General features: G+C 63.6%; 19 protein-coding genes. 8 read left to right on the top strand and 11 right to left on the bottom strand.

What is annotated here, in order from left to right; translation table 11 throughout:
• Positions 1-3 precede the first annotated feature (3 nt).
• Entirely contained in the window at positions 4-978 is a 975-nt protein-coding gene (gene denD / locus LB566_RS07795; RefSeq protein ID WP_224623945.1) for a D-erythronate dehydrogenase, read from the top strand.
• An 86-nt stretch (positions 979-1,064) separates the two neighbouring features.
• On the opposite strand, the gene LB566_RS07790 is transcribed toward denD, so the two are convergent.
• From LB566_RS07790 to LB566_RS07780, 3 genes are all read right to left on the bottom strand, one after another.
• The gene (locus LB566_RS07790; RefSeq protein ID WP_224623944.1) at positions 1,065-2,282 is read right to left on the bottom strand and encodes a nickel/cobalt transporter; all 1,218 of its coding nucleotides are present in this window, start codon (positions 2,280-2,282) and stop codon (positions 1,065-1,067) included.
• The gene (locus LB566_RS07785; RefSeq protein ID WP_140549629.1) at positions 2,279-2,947 is read right to left on the bottom strand and encodes a DUF1007 family protein; all 669 of its coding nucleotides are present in this window, start codon (positions 2,945-2,947) and stop codon (positions 2,279-2,281) included. Before LB566_RS07785 ends, LB566_RS07790 begins: the two co-directional genes overlap by 4 nt.
• Before the next feature lie 87 nt (positions 2,948-3,034).
• Positions 3,035-3,934, bottom strand: coding sequence for a LysR family transcriptional regulator (locus LB566_RS07780; RefSeq protein WP_140496254.1), 900 nt, complete (start codon positions 3,932-3,934; stop codon positions 3,035-3,037).
• A 685-nt stretch (positions 3,935-4,619) separates the two neighbouring features.
• Between LB566_RS07780 and odc2 the strand changes: the two genes are divergently transcribed.
• The gene (gene odc2, locus LB566_RS07775) at positions 4,620-5,753 is read left to right on the top strand and encodes an ornithine/lysine decarboxylase (RefSeq protein ID WP_140549630.1); all 1,134 of its coding nucleotides are present in this window, start codon (positions 4,620-4,622) and stop codon (positions 5,751-5,753) included.
• Between the two features lie 96 nt (positions 5,754-5,849).
• Positions 5,850-6,449 (top strand): GNAT family N-acetyltransferase, encoded by a 600-nt coding sequence (locus tag LB566_RS07770; protein WP_224623943.1) that lies wholly within the window; start codon positions 5,850-5,852, stop codon positions 6,447-6,449.
• Positions 6,450-6,526: 77 nt separating this feature from the next.
• Here the strand turns inward: LB566_RS07770 and LB566_RS07765 are convergent, their stop codons facing one another.
• The 5 genes from LB566_RS07765 to LB566_RS07745 form a co-directional block, all read right to left on the bottom strand.
• Positions 6,527-6,811, bottom strand: coding sequence for an SCP2 sterol-binding domain-containing protein (locus LB566_RS07765; protein WP_140522358.1), 285 nt, complete (start codon positions 6,809-6,811; stop codon positions 6,527-6,529).
• A 217-nt stretch (positions 6,812-7,028) separates the two neighbouring features.
• Positions 7,029-7,550 (bottom strand): hypothetical protein, encoded by a 522-nt coding sequence (locus LB566_RS07760; protein ID WP_224623942.1) that lies wholly within the window; start codon positions 7,548-7,550, stop codon positions 7,029-7,031.
• Positions 7,551-7,580: 30 nt separating this feature from the next.
• Positions 7,581-8,006 carry a hypothetical protein gene (locus LB566_RS07755; RefSeq protein ID WP_140496250.1) on the bottom strand — a complete coding sequence of 142 codons (426 nt, stop codon included), beginning with the start codon at positions 8,004-8,006 and terminating at the stop codon, positions 7,581-7,583.
• Positions 8,007-8,019: 13 nt separating this feature from the next.
• Positions 8,020-8,619, bottom strand: coding sequence for a rod-binding protein (locus LB566_RS07750; RefSeq protein ID WP_224623941.1), 600 nt, complete (start codon positions 8,617-8,619; stop codon positions 8,020-8,022).
• Positions 8,620-8,779: 160 nt separating this feature from the next.
• Complete coding sequence (locus LB566_RS07745; protein WP_224623940.1) at positions 8,780-10,753, bottom strand: BTAD domain-containing putative transcriptional regulator; 1,974 nt, start codon at positions 10,751-10,753, stop codon at positions 8,780-8,782.
• A 151-nt stretch (positions 10,754-10,904) separates the two neighbouring features.
• Here LB566_RS07745 and LB566_RS07740 point away from each other — a divergent pair, with 151 nt between their 5' ends.
• The 3 genes from LB566_RS07740 (at position 10,905) to LB566_RS07730 (ending at position 13,584) form a co-directional block, all read left to right on the top strand.
• Entirely contained in the window at positions 10,905-11,903 is a 999-nt protein-coding gene (locus LB566_RS07740; protein ID WP_224623939.1) for a DMT family transporter, read from the top strand.
• 111 nt (positions 11,904-12,014) lie between these two features.
• Positions 12,015-12,656 carry a hypothetical protein gene (locus LB566_RS07735; protein WP_224623938.1) on the top strand — a complete coding sequence of 214 codons (642 nt, stop codon included), beginning with the start codon at positions 12,015-12,017 and terminating at the stop codon, positions 12,654-12,656.
• Positions 12,657-12,702: 46 nt separating this feature from the next.
• Positions 12,703-13,584 carry a DUF1194 domain-containing protein gene (locus LB566_RS07730; protein ID WP_224623937.1) on the top strand — a complete coding sequence of 294 codons (882 nt, stop codon included), beginning with the start codon at positions 12,703-12,705 and terminating at the stop codon, positions 13,582-13,584.
• Between the two features lie 340 nt (positions 13,585-13,924).
• Here the strand turns inward: LB566_RS07730 and LB566_RS07725 are convergent, their stop codons facing one another.
• Positions 13,925-14,719, bottom strand: coding sequence for an SDR family NAD(P)-dependent oxidoreductase (locus LB566_RS07725; RefSeq protein WP_140549638.1), 795 nt, complete (start codon positions 14,717-14,719; stop codon positions 13,925-13,927).
• 264 nt (positions 14,720-14,983) lie between these two features.
• Positions 14,984-15,274 carry a hypothetical protein gene (locus LB566_RS07720; protein WP_224623936.1) on the bottom strand — a complete coding sequence of 97 codons (291 nt, stop codon included), beginning with the start codon at positions 15,272-15,274 and terminating at the stop codon, positions 14,984-14,986.
• Between LB566_RS07720 and LB566_RS07715 the strand changes: the two genes are divergently transcribed.
• Positions 15,182-15,751 carry a response regulator transcription factor gene (locus LB566_RS07715; protein ID WP_318012832.1) on the top strand — a complete coding sequence of 190 codons (570 nt, stop codon included), beginning with the start codon at positions 15,182-15,184 and terminating at the stop codon, positions 15,749-15,751. The genes LB566_RS07720 and LB566_RS07715 overlap by 93 nt on opposite strands.
• 51 nt (positions 15,752-15,802) lie before the next feature.
• On the opposite strand, the gene LB566_RS07710 is transcribed toward LB566_RS07715, so the two are convergent.
• Positions 15,803-16,381, bottom strand: coding sequence for a TetR/AcrR family transcriptional regulator (locus LB566_RS07710; RefSeq protein ID WP_224624124.1), 579 nt, complete (start codon positions 16,379-16,381; stop codon positions 15,803-15,805).
• A gap of 79 nt (positions 16,382-16,460) precedes the next feature.
• Here LB566_RS07710 and LB566_RS07705 point away from each other — a divergent pair, with 79 nt between their 5' ends.
• Positions 16,461-16,823 (top strand): hypothetical protein, encoded by a 363-nt coding sequence (locus tag LB566_RS07705; RefSeq protein WP_224623935.1) that lies wholly within the window; start codon positions 16,461-16,463, stop codon positions 16,821-16,823.
• The last annotated feature ends 19 nt before the right edge of the window (positions 16,824-16,842 follow it).

Raw genomic sequence — 16,842 nt, 5'->3', positions numbered from 1 at the left:
GACATGCGCATTCTGATCACGGGCGCCGCCGGCATGGTCGGCCGAAAGCTCATTGCACGGCTGGCGAAGGACGGCAGGCTGCGCGGCCAGAAGATCACCGCGCTCGATCTGCACGACATCGTACCGCCACAGGCGCCGGCCATCGATGGCGTCAGCATCCACAGCCATACCGGCGATCTCGCCGAGGCGGGCGCCGCCGAGAGGCTGGTCGCCTCGCGGCCCGACGTCGTGTTCCATCTCGCCGGCATCGTGTCGGGCGAGGCGGAAGCCAATTTCGATCTCGGCTACCGCGTCAATCTCGACGGCACGCGCGCCTTGTTCGATGCCATCCGGCTGGCGGGGTTTGCGCCGCGTGTCGTGTTCACCTCGTCGATCGCGGTGTTCGGCGCGCCGTTCCCGGACGTCATTCCCGATGAATTCCACACGACGCCGCTGACCTCCTACGGCACGCAGAAGCAGATGAGCGAGGCGCTGCTGGCCGACTATTCCAGGCGCGGCTTCTTCGACGGCATCGGCATCCGGCTGCCGACCATCTGCGTGCGGCCGGGCAAGCCGAACAAGGCGGCCTCCGGCTTTTTCTCCGGCATCATCCGCGAGCCGCTGAGCGGTCAGGAGGCGATCCTGCCGGTGCCTCGCACCGTCGTCCATACCCACGCCAGCCCACGCTCGGCGGTGAATTTCCTGATCCATGCGGCCGGAATCGACAGCGCCGCCGTCGGGCCGCGCCGCAACCTGGCGATGCCAGGCGTCGCGGTCACCGTCGGCGAGCAGATCGAGGCGCTGGAACGTATCGCCGGGCCGAAGGCGGTGAGCCTGATCCGCGAGGAGCCGGACGAGACGATCTGGGCGATCGTCAAGGGCTGGCCGACGCGGTTCGAGGCGCGGCGGTCAAGGGAACTCGGCTTCAGCGCCGAGAAGAATTTTGACGAAATCATCCGCGCGCATATCGAGGATGAACTCGGCGGCAAGGTGGATTGATATCCAGGCGATGCCGGGCTGCCACGGCTGATCCCTGTCACCGGAAGGCGCTGCGATTTCCCTCATCCTCGGGCGCCATTTGCGGGTCAGACGCCGCCCGTCAGGCTCGCCGACAGCAACAGCAGTCCGAACAGGAACACGAAGGCGGCGCCGCCGATCTCGACGATCGAATGGATGCGGTTGCCCATGCGGCCGTCGCCGGCGAAATACACCGCCCAGTTCTTGGCGGTCACCGCGATCGTCGCCAGCGCAGAGACGGTGATGGCGGTGCCTATCGACATCGCCAGCACCGACAGCAGGCCGCCGAGCCACAGGCCGTTGAGCAGGGCGAAGCTGAGCACGATCAGCGCGCCAGAGCAGGGGCGGATACCGACCGCGGCCACCGCCGTCCAGGCGGTGCGCCAGTCGAAGCGGTCGCCCGACAGCAGCGCCGGATCGGGCGCATGCGAATGACCGCAGGTTTCGCAGACCTCGCCCACTGAATGGTCATGATGGGCGTGATCGTGATGCGCATGGGCGTGCGCGCGATGGTCGTGGTCATGCGCGCCGTGGTCGTGATGATCATGCGAATGGTCATGGGCATGGTCATGATCGTCATGCAGGTGCGCATGCGAATGGGCATGCGCAGCGTGGCTGTGTGAGGCATGCGAATGGCCGGCGTGAGAATGGCCGCCATGCGAATGACCAGCGTGTGAGTGGCCGGCGTGAGCCGCCGACAGGCTGTAGGCGGGACCTCTGCCGAACAGGCGCAGGATGGAAGGGCCGAGCTTGCGCCACAGCAGCCAGGCGCCGAACAAAGTGACGAAGACGAAGCTCATGATCTCCATGAACCAGGCCGCGTCGGTCATAGAGACGGCGGTGCCGCGCAGGACGAAATAGGCGACCGCCATGACCGCGACCGCGGTCAGGCCCTGCAGCAGCGCCGAGACGAAGGACAACAGAATGCCACGCCGCAGCGCCACTTCGTTGGCGACCATATAGGACGAGATCACCGCCTTGCCGTGGCCGGGGCCGGCGGCGTGGAAAATGCCGTAGGCGAAGGACAGGCCGATGAGCACCCAGAGCTTGGAATTGTCCTGGCGCATCGCCTTCATCGCCGTGGCCAGCGCGCGGTAGAATTCCTGCTGCCGCAGATTGATCCACATCAGGATGTGGGCGAACGGGCCGGTGGTCGGCGCCATGCCATCATTGACGCCGATGCCGAGCGAACTCTGCGCATGCGCCGTGCCGGCGAAATGCATTGCGGCAAAGGTGAGGGCCAACAGGCCGAACGCCAAACGCAGGGAGGGTTTCACTGCATTCATCCTTCTGGCTGACAGGTCAGTTCGAGCTTGGTGGCGAAGATCTTGCTCATGTCGGTGCCCGTCGGGTCGTTGAAGAAGGCGTCCGTCAGGGTCTTCTGGTTTTCCTTGATGGCCTCATCCGGGTCGGGGCGGACCACCTTGTCGGTGCAGTTCGGCGGCAGGCCCTCGACCGTAATGTTGGCGTCCTCGGTGAAATCGATCGCCGTGTAGAAGGTCGGATCGTAGACGCCGATATCGATCTTGCCGGCGAGCTTGATCGGCGCCTTCGGTTCGGACTCGAACAGGATGATCAACTGGTCGTTGTCGAAATTGGCCATCAGATGCGGCGGCGGCGTCATCGGCACGTCCTTGCCGTCCTGGGTGACGAGCTGGAAATAGTTGAACTCGGCCAGCGAGGCGTGGACCGTTTCGGCGACCTCCTTCAGTTCCTTGTCGTCAAGCTTCAGGTCGGAATTCTTGTCGAACTCCATCATGACAGTACTGGAAAACAGATCGTCGAAGCGCCAGAGATGGCGCAGCGCTTTCACGCTTTGGTGATCCGGGGAGAGGATCACGTCGAGGCGGGCCTCAGCGAAAACGTGGGGATGCACCTCGGCCGGTCCAACGGCGGCCAATGTCGCCGCCAAGGCCGAAGCCAGCATGATTGCGTGCCGTTTCAGATGCATTCGCGGTCGCGATTCCCTGGCTTCGGAGAGAAGTCGACAGTTACCAGAAAGGGGGCAAAAATGGGACCGCGCCGCAATTGAAGCCGGTCATGCGGTTTCGCGCGTCCTGAACCACTGGACCAGGAAATCGACGAAGACACGCACCTTGGCGGGCAAATAGCGCCGGTGCGGATAGACGGCGAAAATGCCGGCACCCGACAGGGTGCGGTCATCCAGCACCGTTACCAGCCGGCCGCTCGCAATATCCGGCACGGCGATGAAATCCGGCAGGATGGCAAATCCCAACCCCGACAGGGCAGCAGCCCGCGCCGCCATCGGGCTGTTGACTTCGATCGGGCCGGAGACCGAGACGCTTACCGTATCCTCGCCGTCTCCCTTGAATTGCCAGTTGTTCAAGCCGCGGCCATTGGTGTCGACGATGCAGGGCATGCGGCCGAGATCCTGCGCCCGCACCGGCATGCCATGCTTTGCGATGAGTTCGGGAGAGGCGCACAGCCGCGTCGAGAACGGCGCCAGACGCCTGGCGATCAGCGACGAGTTCTCCAGGCGCGAGATGCGCACCGCGAGGTCAAAGCCTTCCTCGACGAGGTCGACGAAGCGGTCGTCCAGCTGGATGTCGAGCACGATGTCGGGATATTGCTTGGCGAAGTCGATCAGCGACTGGCCGATCGGCGCGTCGGCGAAGGTGCGCGGCGCGGACAGCTTGATCCTGCCGCGCACGTCGCCGGAGGATTCGCGCACGGCATCGGCAAGGCTGTCGACCTCACGCACGATCTCGGAGGCGCGGCGATAATAGGTATGGCCGGCCTCGGTCATCGAGAATTGGCGGGTGGTGCGGTTGAGCAGCAGCGCGCCGAGCTCGTCCTCCAGCTCGCGCACATATTTCGACAGCAGCGCCTTGGAGCGGCCGATCTTGCGCGCCGCCGCCGAAAAGCCCTCGGCCTCGACCACGTCGATGAAGGCGCGCATGCGAGTCAGTGTGTCCATGAATCAGGCCTTTCGTGCGGCGTCGAGATTTCGGCCGAGCCGTATCAGGGCAATGTCGCCGCCGGAAGGGCCAGCGACAGGCCGGACCACCGGTATCTTGCGGGGGTGCAGAAGGGCGTCGAAAGGGCGGTGCGTGCCTGTCATCGTTCGATATCCGGATACGGTGAAACCAACATTGTTCGATGCCGGAATTTTTACAACCTGCGATACGATTTTTATTGATTGTGAATCTCTCTGCCCCTATATCGCGCTTGCCCAAAGTCGCACGTGCCTGTGGGTGTCCGCCGATCCTCTGAATGGTGAGGGAAATCGGTAAGGTAACTGGAGCCAACCCCTCCAGTCGGTTTAGCGGCCAACCGCCAGACCGAGGACACCTTGAAGCAACGACGGTGCGGGCCTTTCTGGTTCTCTGCCGGTTGTCCAAAGACCGGGGTTACTGAAGAGGCACACCATCATTGCCGGCAGTGCGGAACGGGGTTCTCCCAATCCAAGCCAAGGCAGACAAAGCGAACCGAAGCCGGGCAAGGCCGAGGTTCATCGCCGCGAGACGGCGTTTCATGGTTCCGGGGTCTCCACCGGCTGGTTCCATGGATTTCCGTCCCGCCTTTGTCCACCGCGTGTTCGCGAGGCCGACAGCCCGCGTCCGCACCCTTGTGCGCGCCGAAAGGCGTGATGGAGAAACCCGATGGCCACGCAGCGCATCCTCGACTTCCTCGCCACCCGACGTCCGACCGGTCCTTGCCTCGTCGTCGACCTCGATGTCGTGCGCGACAATTTCCGCGCCTTCGAGAAGGCGCTGCCCGATTCCAGGATCTACTATGCGGTGAAAGCAAACCCGGCGCCGGAAATCCTGCGCCTCCTTGCTGCGATGGGCTCGTCCTTCGACACCGCTTCCGTTGCCGAAGTCGAGATGGCGATGGATGCCGGTGCGCCGGCGGACCGCATCTCCTTCGGCAACACCATCAAGAAGGAGCGCGACATCGCGCGCGCCTACCAGCTCGGCATCAAGCTGTTCGCCGTCGACTGCGTCGAGGAGGTCGAGAAGATCGCCCGCGCCGCTCCAGGCGCCCGCGTGTTCTGCCGCGTGCTGACCGATGGCGAGGGCGCCGAATGGCCGCTGTCGCGCAAGTTCGGCTGCGTGCCGGCGATGGCCGTCGACGTGCTGCGCCATGCCAGGGCGCTCGGGCTCGACGCTTATGGCGTGTCGTTCCATGTCGGCTCGCAGCAGACCGACCTGACGGCCTGGGACCGCGCGCTGGCCGACGCCAAGACCGTGTTTTCGACGCTCGCCGAGGAAGGCATCGTCCTGAAGATGGTCAATATGGGCGGCGGCTTTCCGACGCGCTACTTGCGCGACGTGCCGGCGGCCCAGGCTTACGGCCAGGCCATCTTCTCGGCGCTGCGCAAGCATTTCGGCAACGCCATTCCCGAGACCATCATCGAGCCGGGCCGCGGCATGGTCGGCAATGCCGGCGTCATCAAGTCGGAAGTCGTGCTGATCTCGAAAAAGGCCGACAACGACAATGTGCGCTGGGTGTTCCTCGACATCGGCAAATTCGGCGGCCTGGCCGAGACCATGGACGAGGCGATCCGCTACCCGATCGTGACCGCGCATGACGGCTCAGAGACCGCGCCTTGCGTGCTCGCCGGCCCGACCTGCGATTCGGCGGACGTGATGTATGAGAAGACGCCCTATCCGCTGCCTCTGTCGCTGACCATCGGCGACGAGGTGCTGATCGAAGGCACCGGCGCCTACACGACCACCTATTCGGCGGTCGCCTTCAACGGCTTCGAGCCTCTCCGATCCTACGTGATCTGACGGTTCGAAAGAACCGTCGGATCATCCCAGGTGGGCGTCTGTCGCCCATCCGGGCTCGCCTGTGGAACAGTCTCCGCTCGTGAAGGGATCGCGGAAATGGACATTGCGAATTTCGTTGCCGAAGGCGCTGCGCGCGACATCTCCCCCTCGGGGGAGGAGAGTGCCCGTGCTTTCGCCGTCGTTGCCGAAACGCCTGGTGACATCGTGGCGCGCGAGGCGTTGCTCGACGCCGCCATGGGGCCGAAGCGCAGGACGAAGTCGTCGGAGAAGCTGCGGCGGGGCCGGCGGCCCTCGGAAGGCCTGGCTTTCGTCGCGCGCGACGCCTCGGGCGCCGTGTTGGGCACGGTGCGGCTCTGGGACGTCACGCTGGGCGAGGGCGGTCCGGCAGCACTGTTGCTTGGGCCTCTGGCGGTCGCCCCTTCGCTCAAGAGTGCCGGCATCGGCTCCGCGCTGATGCGCCATGCGGTCGCCGAAGCCGCGCGTCTCGGCCACGCCGCGATCCTGCTGGTCGGCGATGCGCCCTATTACGGCCGCTTCGGCTTCTCGGCCGCGAAGACCGGTTCGCTGGCCATGCCGGGCCCGTATGAGCGGCATCGGCTGCTCGCGCTGGAGTTGGTGGAAGGCGCGCTCGCCGGCGCCCACGGCACGCTGAAGGCCGCGGGGCGCAAGCTGAAGGCGCCGACGCTGGCGGCCTGAGGCGCGGAGCCCGAACGAAAACGCCGCCCGAAACGGCGGCGTTTTCGTTCCGAGAACAGTCTCGGCGATCTTCTATCTCAGCCGATCAACTGGCTCAGCGCCATGGCAACAGACATGTCGCCTTCGACCTTTATCTTGCCGGTCATGAACGCCATGGTCGGGTTGAGATCGCCCGATATCAGCGAGTCCAGATCGTCGAGCGAGAGCTTGATGGTGCAGTCGGCGGGGCCGTCGGTGGTCGAGACATCGGCGCCGTCGATGACGATGACGCCGTCGCCGCCGGTATCGAACTTCACGGAACGATCGAACCCGCTGCTGGCCACGCGCGACCTGATCTTGTCGGCAATCTCCTGAACGCTCACGCTGTTCTCCTGTTCGGTTGCATCTGCTTATCTGGTTGCATCTGTCGCGCCACGGCACACCGATCCGCCCGACGCCCATGCATCTTCGCGGCCACGGTCGCTGCCGCATATAGCTTTGGATTGACGTTTACGTCAACGCGAATTGCAGGGCCTGATTCCGATCGCCGCGCCGGGCGAGGGACCGGATCACCGTGCCTGGCCGTGGCATGCCGATAGCTCAATGCGACTTGAACGCCTTGGTCATCTCGGACGCCGTGGGGCCGGCTTCCTGCCGGCGGCGCAGCCAGTTGTCGCGTATCTCATCCTTGCTCAGGAAATTGACCTGATCGACCAGAACTTCATGCACCAGTGTGGCGCCGACGCGTGTGTTGACGGTATCGCGGATCGCGGCGCGGAAGGCGTCGAGGTCGAGCGTCTCCTTCTTGGTGAAGTCGATCTGCGGATTGGAATAGAGATAGGAATAGACCTGGTCGGTGATCAGCGCCTCGGCCGGGATCGACAGTTTCTTGATCTGCTCGGGTTCGACCGTGTAGACCAACTTGGTCAGGAAATAACCGTCGATCCTGGCGTTGCGGATCAGCGGCACCGAGATGACCTCGGTCTTGACGTAGTCCAGCCCGCCCAGCATCGGCTTCGGCTTTTCGCCGACGCCGCGTTCGCCGGCGGCCTGGAACGAATAGAACACCGCGCCGAGCGTGGCGACGCAGATCCAGACCGCGATGGCGATGACCTTGACCATTCAGGCAACCGAGCCGGCGAGCACCGCGCGCTAACCGCGCGCCCGGCCGAACTCGCCGGCGGAATAGGTGCCGTCGGTTTCGGCGCGCTGGATGGCGGTGCGCAACAGGCCAGCGACCTCGTTGACGGCGCTCAGATGCGCCAGGATCGCCGCCTCGTTCTTCGCCAGCTTCTGGCGAAGCCGGACAAGGCCTTCGCGGTGCTGTTCGAGGAACTCGGCTTCGCTGCCGCCGCGCATGGCACGGGTCAGTTCATAGAGATAGCGGCTCTTGCGCGCGTTCGATGCCTTGAGGTCGTAGCCCGTGTCGCTGCGCAGCCCGGCCGTCTCCTGCTCGACGACTTCCTCGATGCGGCCGATGATGGCGGCAAGATTTCCGGGCCGCGCGAGTGCGACCGGGGCTTCCGATGTGGCCGTGCGCGCCGGCAGGTTGGCGGTGAATTCCGAAAAGTCGGCCATGGCGTTTCCCAGTCTAGATCTTGATGTCTGTCTTTGTGATCGTTTCATCGCCGGTCATGGACCTGGCGGCCTTGCGCTGCAGCTCCTGGACGAGCGAGGTGGACAGACGGCTCTGCCGGTCGATCTCGGTCTTTTCAGGCCCGCCGGAGACCGGGCCGATCGGCACCTTGCGCTTGCCTTCGAGATAATGGTCGGCGAGCAGCGATTTGGCGATGCCGATGCCGCCGCGCTCGGCCATGACGTCGGCGACGCGCTCGGCGAGCTGCGATTTCCACATGTCGCCGGCCAGGCCCGTGCCGTACACGCCCTCGGTATCCTTGGGCAACATGTTCTGGATGAAGGTCTGGAGCACCATGGCTTCGAATTTCTTGAACTTCTTGGATGGATCGGCCGCCACGGCCTGGTCGGCGTTGGCGCGCGACAGCATCGTCCCGGCCGAAGCGGCATCGACCGAAAAGCCGCCGGCAACGCCGCCCGCATGCCTGGTCAGCGCGGCGCGCGCGGCCGCGAGATCCGCCGGCTCGGCTGCTCGGACAACATCCATCACGATGTCGCTGGGTGGAGAGATCGCCAAGAAAGTCCGCCTTTTATCGGTTTTCCTTGGCCAGACCATGCCTCAACAAGCTTGTGGCAGGCTTGCGGGGGAGGGCGCAAGGTCAGGGTTCTCTGCATCCAGCCGCGTAGCCAGATTTTCAACAACGCATGTCGGATAAACTGGCTTCCGGTTTTGGGAGAACGACCAGCAGAAGGCCTCTCGCCGAACGTGACGCGCTTCAGGACGGGGGAAGACCGGCCCTCGACAGCATTTCAAGGAACCGGGAATGGTGATGATCCTTCACATAGCGCGGCACAAAGCCAGGGCAGACATTGCCCAGATTGAGATGCGGAAGTTGTGACAGGCAATGATGGATGGCCCGCGACGCTTCATCGCGATTGCCGGTCGCGGCCGCGGCTGCGGCCCAATAAAGCGCGCCACGAACGAAGCCCGGCTTTGTCCTGACCACCTTGCGCGCGACCTCGAGCGCCCGTTGATCGTCTCCGCCGGCAAACAACGCCATGACGAGCCCGTGGTGACGCCAGTAGTCGATGACGTCATGGGTTCCCAACCGGATCGCCTCGTTCGCCTCGCGCACGGCTTCGCTGACCTGTCCGCGGAGCGCGAAGAGCATCGCAATATCGCCGTGGCCGCTCGGATAATTTGGGTTGAGGCTGATGGCGTGCCGGCATTCGACGATCGCCTCGTCGATACGACCGCAACTTTCGAGAGCGAATGACAAGATGCACCGGGCAATTTCATCGTCCGGCACCGCCCGCACCGCGGCCTCGGCGAGCGCCAGCGTATACTCAATATTGCCCTGCTCGCGGGGCAGCGCGCCAAACGCGATGCCCATGGAAATTAGGATCGAGAGCGTCCGCTTCGCACGGGCGTTGTCGGGCCCTATCGAGAGCGCCTTCGTCGCAAGTTCCATTCCGACCAGCAGCGAGTCCTGGGTCATCTCAAAATATTTCATGAGCGCCTCGTTCACCAACCTGCGCACTTCAGGGGGACCAGGCGGACTCTTGTCGCGGACCTTCCAGTTGGTCAGTTGAAGTTCGAGGATCACCGCCAGAACGACGGACTGCGCGATCCTGTCCTGGAATTCGAGCGCATTCTCGGAGTGGCCGTCGAACTTCTGGGCCCAGACATGATGACCGCCGACGGCATCGACAAGCTGGATGTTCACCCTTAGCCCATTGCCGGATCTCTGGATGCTGCCGCTGAGCACATATTGTGCCCGCAGCGCTCCCGGCGCTTTACCTTCTTGGCGCAGGCCGACCTTATCTGCCGGGGGAACCGCGGAGAGCACGACATAGTCGGCCACCTCGGAAAGGGCTGTCGTGATGTCCTGGACCAGTCCCTTGGAGAAAAAATTGTCGCCTTGTTTTCCGGTCAGATTGGTGAAGTCGGCAACGCCAATGGAGGGGCGTCCGAGGCGATGGCTGGCCGCAACACCACTTGCCGACGGTGCGTGTGACGCCGTGTCGGAAGTGAGCAGCAGGGACTGCCATAGTGCCCGCGTCTCAGGGCCGGCTTCGACGCCGAACTCCTTCTTCAGCATGTTTCTACAAGCCTCGTATGTCCTGAGCGCCTTGTCGCGTTGCCCGCAAGCAAGGAGCAATTCCATCTTGAGCCGATAGGATTCTTCCCGCGTCGGATCCATAGCCAGGACGCGATCGGCCAGGACGAGGCCCGCTTCAGCGTCGACGAGGCGAGCCAGTTTCTCGAACGATTCAAGCGCACGACCGAGCAACCTGTCGCGTTCCGACGCGACCCAGTCGTCGAAGCCATTGCTTCCCACATGGAAACCGTCGAGGAACGGGCCAGTGTAGTTCGCCAGAGCCTTTTCGAGTTCCTGCGCGGAGCGGGCCGATAGACCCGTCTCGAACTCCTCCACATCGACCCGAAACGTCTCTGGCCTGAGGTGGATCAACTCTCCGGTGGAATGGATAAGATCGACACCCGAGAGATCGCGGCGCAGGATGCTGAGGGTTTGGCGAAGACTGTTGCGCGAATGTTCGCCATCGCTGTCGCCCCATAGCAGGTCAGCCAGTTTCTCCCGCGTTGCTGCCATGCCCGGACATCGGGTCAGATAAGCAACGATTGCCGGGCCGCGTTTCCCAGCCAGTCGAAGCGGGCCAGTTGTTTCAATACGGAAGCCGCCGAAGAGTGAGATTGTATTTGCAGCGCCGCCGTCGTCACTTTGCATCTGCTGCCTCAGCCTGACGAAATTCTAACGCAAATCTAACGTTCCGCAATCGTCCGTCACCGCGCTTCAAGCGCCCCCGTGACGGCAGGTCATTTAGACTTCGCTAAATTAGGCCGCCAAGTCAACGCAATGCTTGGTTCAAGAGGGGCGCGTGTCCAGAACAAGAGCCGATTTGCTGCTGCTCTTTGCAGCCGCATTGTGGGGCTTCGGCAACGTCTCGCAAAAGACGGTGCTGGTCCATCTCGACGCCATGAGCGCGGTAAGTCTGCGTTGTCTGATCGGCGGGCTGCTGGTGCTGCCCTTTGTCTTGACCGAAAGGCGAGTGGCGATCGGGGCGGGCTATTTTCCGAGCCTGGCCAGGGTGGGCGCGCTGTTCGCCATCTCCATCACGCTTCAGCAGCTTTGCTATCTGGGAGCCTCGGTCACGAATGCAAGCTTCCTGGTAAGCACGGCAACCGTGATGACACCATTGGCCGCCTGGTTGCTGGTCGGCGAGCGTCCGACGGCGGGCCTCACGATCGCTGCCGGGCTGACCCTGGTCGGAGCCCTGCTTTTGTCGGATGGGATCGGCGGCCTCAGCAGCGGCGATCTCACCGCCGTCCTCTCGGCTGCCTGTTATGCGCTCTGGGCGGTCGAGCTCGGCCGGCACATGCAGGCCCATGCGCGGCCGTTCACCGCCGCCGCGGCACAATTCCTCGGCGCCGCAGTCTTCGCCCTGCCGCTCGGGGCAATGCATGGCAACCTGTCGCTGGCCGCCGCATTCGCAGCCGGCCCGGAATTGGCGATACTCGGCGTCTTCTCCACCGCGATAGCCTTCGGCATACAGACGGTTGCCCTCCGCTTCACGCCGGCCAGCCACGCCGCCGTGATCGTCAGTGCCGAAAGCGTTTTCGGGGCGCTGGGCGCGGCGATCTTTCTGGGCGAGCGGAGTTCGTGGCCGGGCGCCTTGGGAGCAGCGATCATTCTCGGTGCGATCCTTTCCGTAGCACGATCGAACCAAACGCCGCAGGCACGCGAGTCCTTGCGGACCGCTTCGAACCAACTCTTCGACATTGCCCCTGCCTTTGCAACGGTGCCGGCAAGCGGGGCAGGCGAACGGCGCGTCAACAGTTCAGGTCCGGTGGAGGAATGCGATGACCACTGCCGCTGATGCGAACGTCGCCGTGTCGATCGCCGCCGGACAGGCCACGGAGGCGCTGTGATGAACGCATGGACAGTCCTTCCTCCGCTCACACATTTGAGATCAGCCCTTGGTGCCCGCATGAAGGGACCCGGCGGCTATTACAACAGTGGCAACGCGCTTGGCCTCGTCGTAGGTCTTGCAACCCAAATTGCGGCCGCGCCAGTCGGCCCGCATGAGGAAAGCGCTGTCATCGCGGCGGTGATGGACTATTTCGCGGGCAGCCATGGCACTGTTGCGCTCACCTTGGCTACCCTCGTCTTTTTCTGCGGCGGCGAAGCCTACCACCGAGCTTGGGCAAAGCCGGATGTTCCCGATCCCACCCTCAATCGTCTGGGCGACTTCCTCTCGGGATTAGGCGCAATCGGGCTCGGCATCGCGCTGTTGCTGCTCGGCGACCCGCTGCTTGCGGCGACCTCTGGCCTGCTGCATGCGCTCGGCAAGTTCGGCAGCGCCTTTCACAGGCCGGGCAGGCAGGTTCCGGTGTGGCCGACCGCTTGGCCCGATCCGTTCCGCAGTGCGGTGCTCGCCAGCAGGTTGCCGGCAGTGGTGGCGACAACCGTCGTCCTCGGCCAGGCTTTGCCGGTGGTCTGGTCGGGCGAGTCCTTCGCGGCACTCATCATGCCGCTGACGTTACTCGGCTGTTATCTTTTGTGGACCAAGGCCGATCTGCTGCTGTTCGGCGTTAGGTCCAAGGTCCCTCGTCAAATTTCCACATGTTGAAAATGGGCGGCTTTGACAACGATCGGTTGTCGAGATGGAGAATGGCATGTTTACAGATATGTATCAGGACGCCGGTCCCTCTTCTGGAGCGGTCTCCTTTCGCGGGCGGGTGCGGTCGATAGGCGGGGCCAATCTTTTTTCGCCCACAAAGCCATCGGGAAGGGGGCTGGCAAAGCGAGGCAATTCACTCCTGAGACTGGCGGGGATACTTGCAGCTCCTGCGTTCTGGAATTTCCCGGCGCATGCGGCGAATGTCGACGTTGCCACCGTGTTCGCGGTCGACTTCTCGTCATCGATTGATCCAAAGATCGCCGATCTGCAACGCGAGGGACATGCCGCAGCACTCACGTCGCCCGAGATCATCGCCGCCATCGGCCGGAATTACGTCGGCTGCATCGGCGTGGCCTACTTTGAATGGTCGAGCCCCGGACACGCACGCACCATACTGCCGTGGACAAGCATTTGCGGACTGGAAGATGCAAGAGCGGCGGCGGCGGAGATCAGCAGGAAAGGGGATACCGGCGTCATCCGTCGAGGGCGAGCCGGAACATCGGTTTCCTCGGCTATCGACATTGGCAGTCTTCTGCTGGACCAGTTTCCTGGAAATGCCGCCAAGAAAGTCATCGATATCTCTTCCAATGGTGAGAACAACGACGGACTTCCTGTTCAGCCGAGCAGGCTGAACGCCATTGCCAAGGGATATACGATCAACGCGATCGCCATTCCCACCGAAGACGACGATCCCGACAATTCGCTGGCATCCTATTTTGCCAAATCGGTCATTGGTGGTTCCCAGGCCTTCGTCATGACGCCGAAAGGGCCAAACGACTACAGCACGGCGCTTCGCCGCAAGCTGGTCACGGAAGTAAGCATGAACAACGAAGGGCAATTCCCGCAACCGGCGGACGGGCGCTCTTCTCAACCATAATTCCGGACAGTGGCGAATTGCTGCACGGCCGCGTAGGGCCGAGAGCAGAGGGCGGCTCCTGGCATCAGTAAACACAGCTTTCCAGGCTGCTCGGCTCGACGCGCCGAGCCGTCAACTGACCTGAATGCGGCGGTCACCTGTCCGTTGCTCTCCCAATAGGTGTTTCTTGGCGATCCACGGCCCCTCGTCGATCTTGACCTCGGCCCGGTCGATCGGCGCACCCCAGGCGGCTCCAACGATCCGACAATTGCTGCCAATATGAGTCACCCGAGCCGGCGCCGATTTGAGGGCCGGCTCAGCCGCGGCGACCCTCATGCCACCGCGGCGGTGGGAGCGCGGCTCATCCGATCGAGCGGAGCACACCACCGTCGACGCGCAGCGCGGCGCCGGTGGTCGCCGAGGCCTGCTCGGAGCAGGTGTAGACGACCATGTTCGCGACTTCCTCGGTTGTCGCGAACCGGTTGATGAGCGTGGTCGGACGCAGCGATTTCAGGAAATTATGCTCGGCGTCCGTTTGCGTGATGCCCTGCTCCTTCGCGGTGGCCTTCATCCAGCCGCCGAGAATCTCGGAGTCGGTCGGCCCCGGCAGGACAGCGTTGACCGTGACGCCGGTGGCACCGACAAGTTCGGCCAGGCCGCGCGACACGGCCAGCAACGCGGTCTTGGTCATGCCGTAGTCGATCATCTCCTTGGGGATGGCGAGCGCGGACTCGCTGCTGATGAAGACGACCCGTCCCCACCCGCGCTCGACCATACCCGGCATATAGTGGCGCGCGGCGCGCACGCCGCTCATCACGTTGAGCTGGAAGAGGTCGAGCCATGCGGCGTCGTCCTGCTCGAAGAAGCCATTGGGACGCGCAGTGCCAACATTGTTGACGAGGATGTCGGCGTCCGGCGCCTGCGCCGCGAGCGCCGCCGAGCCCTCGGCCGTCGCGAGATCGGCGGCAATGCCGGTGAGGTCGGCGTCAGGCAGCAGCGCGCGCAGTTCCCGGAGCGTCGCGGCGACCCGCTCTTCCGTACGTCCATTGAGGACGACGGCGGAGCCTGCGCGCGCGAGCCCTTCGGCGATCGCGCGGCCGATGCCGGCGGTCGATCCCGTGACGATGGCCTTGCGGCCCTTGAGTTCGATGTTCATGCCCTTGATCTCCGATTACAGGTGGCCGGACGACCGGACAGATGGCCCGGAGGTCAGCTGATGCCGCTCAGCTAGATAAGCCGCGCGAGCGCACGCAGGCGTTCCGATGCTAGTGCCGAAAGACGCCGAGCCCGGGTGCTTGCCATGGACACCGCCATTTCCTGGCGGCCGAATATACGGGCAATGCCTGGCCAACAGCCCCACATCTTATGATTGAATAGCTCATCGCGCTTCTCCTTCGTGGGCGGACGCATCGCCGCTGCCTCACGCCAAGAGGTAGGCGTGCCGAGGCGCGCCATGCAGTCGGAAGATATGCACTAGGGTGGTGCGAAATTGCACCGGAGGCTTCACGTGACCGCGCGAACGTCTCGATGATCGACTGGGACGATATCCGTACTTCCTCGCGGTCGCGCGCGGCGGTTCGGTCCGAGCGGCGAGCGAGCGCCCCGGCGTGTCTATTCGATCGTCCTGCGCCGCATCTCCCAGCTCGTCGATGTCGGACTGCCCGAAGGCAATGGCTTCGATCTGGCTGCCGAGATTCGCCGAAACAGCCAATGCGGCATCATCATGCTGACGACGCTGGGCGGCAGCGATGACCGCATTCGCGGCTTCGACAACGGCGCCGACATCTACCTGGTCAAGCACAGCACCTTGCGCGAGATAGAAGCGGCCGCCCGTAGCCTGCTGCGGCGGGCGGGCGACACGCCGGACGCCGCGGACGGAAACGAAGACCGCTGGGTACTCAATGGCTCCAATTGGCTGCCGACCGCGCCCAACCAGCATTCGCTAAAGCTGACGGCCACCGGGTTCGCTTTCCTCAATGTGTTGTGCAATCGCAAGGGCGAGGTGTGCCGGCGCGAAGATCTGGTGGAAACGCTCGCCCGCCCCAAAGTCCATTTCGATGACCGCGATCTGGACGCGGTGGTCAGCCGGCCGCGCCGCAAGATCGAGCATCATTCCAAGCTGCAGGCACCGATCAAGGTCGTTTACGGCGTCGGCTACACGTTCACCGCCGCCGTGTCGGTGGAATGACCGTCGGCTCCCGGCGCGCTTCGAGGATCACGCGGTAAAGCCGGAGCATCATCAGATGGCGACTGTCTCGCGAACCTGATCGGCCGCAGCATCCAGAAAAGCCTGCGCGAGGTCGGGGTCGTTGACCACCCGCGAGAGCAGTACCGCGCCGACCATTGTCGAGAGAACGGCCATTGCCTTGTCGCCGGCCTTTTCGCCGTCGTCCTCGCCAACCCAACCGCCGAGCATCTTGAGATACTCCTTGATGCCGGCCTCGAATGAGGCCTTCACCTCGGCGCCTTGCCTGGCCGCATCCGAGCCGAGCGCGACGACCGGGCAGCCGTCCATCTTTTCCGCGCGATGATCCATACTGAGGTAGAATGAAATCACCCCGTCGAGCGGTCTCCCAGGGTTTGCCGCCGTCGCGGCCGACCACTTGTCGGTGGCGCTTTCCATCGCGCGCCTGGATGCCTGCGCCGCCAGGTCGTCCTTCGACTCGAACTGCTTATAAAAGGCGCCCTGGGTCAGCCCGGCGCCCTTCATCAGATCCTTCAGGCCAATGCCGTCAAAGCCTCGCTCCCGAAAAAGGCGGCTTGCCACATTGATCACGGTTTCGCGGTTTTCCGCGGCCTGAGTGCGACTTACGCGCATCGCCATCTCCTTTTTTAGATTGCATTCGTAATCTATACATTATATAGATGTCGAATGCAATCTAAAAAGGAGATATGAGATGATCCGCAAAACCCTGAGTGCGTCCCTTCTGGCCGCGATGTTTCTTGCGAAACCGGCTTTTGCCGAGGAAGCAACCATCGGACGCCCGATCGAAGCTGCCAGCCTGCACGAGGGAAAGCTCGACATGGTGGTCTACTACGTCCCGGTCGACGGCGACCTGTTGGAGGTCACCGCCACCTTCGCGCCGAAGACCGGAGGTGATCCGCTGCGCTTCGTCATGGGCCTTGCTGACGGCGACTCCGTGGCCTTTTCCATGCCGGGCTACCAGGATTCGCTTTATGCGTTCTCAAGGTCGGGCGAGGAGGTGACGATCTCGACAGAGACTGACACCTACCTGCGAGCCGACGCGACAATGCGCTGACGCGCAGACCCTGCGTGGT

The sequence above is a fragment of the Mesorhizobium sp. CA13 genome (genome assembly GCF_020165235.1).
In the GTDB taxonomy this organism is placed as follows: domain Bacteria; phylum Pseudomonadota; class Alphaproteobacteria; order Rhizobiales; family Rhizobiaceae; genus Mesorhizobium.
The sequence above is the reverse complement of the archived record's forward strand: the minus strand, read 5'-3'. Positions and strand labels throughout refer to the sequence as shown.

Bases quoted from the DNA above. Each gene is read 5' to 3' on its own strand.
- LB566_RS07770 (WP_224623943.1), top strand. From the start codon at position 5,850: ATGGACATTGCGAATTTCGTTGCCGAAGGCGCTGCGCGCGACATCTCC.
- LB566_RS07780 (WP_140496254.1), bottom strand. From the start codon at position 3,934: ATGGACACACTGACTCGCATGCGCGCCTTCATCGACGTGGTCGAGGCC.
- LB566_RS07710 (WP_224624124.1), bottom strand. From the start codon at position 16,381: ATGCGCGTAAGTCGCACTCAGGCCGCGGAAAACCGCGAAACCGTGATC.
- LB566_RS07790 (WP_224623944.1), bottom strand. From the start codon at position 2,282: ATGAATGCAGTGAAACCCTCCCTGCGTTTGGCGTTCGGCCTGTTGGCC.
- denD (WP_224623945.1), top strand. From the start codon at position 4: ATGCGCATTCTGATCACGGGCGCCGCCGGCATGGTCGGCCGAAAGCTC.
- LB566_RS07785 (WP_140549629.1), bottom strand. From the start codon at position 2,947: ATGCATCTGAAACGGCACGCAATCATGCTGGCTTCGGCCTTGGCGGCG.
- LB566_RS07755 (WP_140496250.1), bottom strand. From the start codon at position 8,006: ATGGCCGACTTTTCGGAATTCACCGCCAACCTGCCGGCGCGCACGGCC.
- LB566_RS07735 (WP_224623938.1), top strand. From the start codon at position 12,015: ATGAAGGGACCCGGCGGCTATTACAACAGTGGCAACGCGCTTGGCCTC.
- odc2 (WP_140549630.1), top strand. From the start codon at position 4,620: ATGGCCACGCAGCGCATCCTCGACTTCCTCGCCACCCGACGTCCGACC.
- LB566_RS07745 (WP_224623940.1), bottom strand. From the start codon at position 10,753: ATGCAAAGTGACGACGGCGGCGCTGCAAATACAATCTCACTCTTCGGC.
- LB566_RS07705 (WP_224623935.1), top strand. From the start codon at position 16,461: ATGATCCGCAAAACCCTGAGTGCGTCCCTTCTGGCCGCGATGTTTCTT.
- LB566_RS07730 (WP_224623937.1), top strand. From the start codon at position 12,703: ATGTTTACAGATATGTATCAGGACGCCGGTCCCTCTTCTGGAGCGGTC.
- LB566_RS07760 (WP_224623942.1), bottom strand. From the start codon at position 7,550: ATGGTCAAGGTCATCGCCATCGCGGTCTGGATCTGCGTCGCCACGCTC.
- LB566_RS07725 (WP_140549638.1), bottom strand. From the start codon at position 14,719: ATGAACATCGAACTCAAGGGCCGCAAGGCCATCGTCACGGGATCGACC.
- LB566_RS07750 (WP_224623941.1), bottom strand. From the start codon at position 8,619: ATGGTCTGGCCAAGGAAAACCGATAAAAGGCGGACTTTCTTGGCGATC.